General features: G+C 57.6%; 1 rRNA gene (running past one end of the window). It reads right to left on the bottom strand.

Annotated elements, in window-relative coordinates:
* Window positions 1–585: ribosomal RNA gene (locus N2041_RS14460) — 23S ribosomal RNA — on the bottom strand (its annotated part continues 241 nt past the right edge of the window); the annotation flags it as partial.

Raw genomic sequence — 585 nt, 5'->3', positions numbered from 1 at the left:
CTCTAAGCCAACCTCCTCGCTGTCTTAGAGACTCTACATCCTTCTCCACTTAGCATGGACTTTGGGACCTTAGCTGGTGGTCTGGGTTGTTTCCCTCTCGACTACGGAGCTGATCCCTCGTAGTCTCACTGCCAGGCTACCTATCCCGGCATTCGGAGTTTGGTTGGGTTCGGTACCCCTTTCGGGGCCCTAGCCCAATCAGTATCTCTACCTCCGGGAAGGAACGCCTGACGCTGCACGTCGATGCATTTCGGGGAGAACGAGCTATAACGGAACGCGATTGGCTTTTCACCCCTATCCACACCTCATCCAACTGTGTTGCAGCACCGATTGGTTCAGGCCTCCAGACGGCGTTACCCGTCCTTCACCCTGGACATGGGTAGATCGTTCCGCTTCGCGCCTGCCCCCAGCGACTATGCGCCCTGTTCGGACTCGCTTTCGCTCCGGCTTCGCCTGACGGCTTAACCTTGCCGCTGAGGACAACTCCCTGGCTCATTCTGCAAAAGGCACGCAGTCGGACCTTCTGGTCCTTCCACTGGCTTGTGGATCCGGGGTTTCAGGTTCTATTTCACTCCCCTTCCGGGG

This window comes from Tepidiforma sp., assembly GCF_026419595.1.
GTDB lineage: Bacteria > Chloroflexota > Dehalococcoidia > Tepidiformales > Tepidiformaceae > Tepidiforma.
Note: the sequence above shows the minus strand (reverse complement) of the source record. Positions and strands in the feature narration are given on the sequence as shown.